Origin of the sequence: Shigella sp. FC1967 (assembly GCF_001743005.1) — a bacterium.
Lineage (GTDB): Bacteria > Pseudomonadota > Gammaproteobacteria > Enterobacterales > Enterobacteriaceae > Proteus.
Map to the genome: position 1 here is coordinate 1 of NZ_MIIZ01000485.1, position 210 is coordinate 210.

General features: G+C 33.3%; 1 protein-coding gene. It reads left to right on the forward strand.

Annotated features, from left to right (window positions below):
* Positions 1–11: 11 nt before the first annotated feature.
* A partial coding sequence (locus BHE89_RS24255; RefSeq protein WP_216080980.1) for a hypothetical protein occupies positions 12–210 on the forward strand: 199 nt, incomplete at its 3' end.

The following is a 210-nucleotide window of genomic DNA, read 5'->3' on the forward strand; positions in this document are numbered from 1 at the left end:
ACGGTAAACACATGGTTGCCACTTATATATGTTTAATTATTTTGATCGAGTCTAAAGGAAGACATAAATATACCTGTATAGATACAAAAAGAGACGCTGCACGTTGTGCATACGGTAAACACATGGTTGCCACTTATATATGTTTAATTATTTTGATCGAGTCTAAAGGAAGACATAAATATACCTGTATAGATACAAAAAGAGACGCTG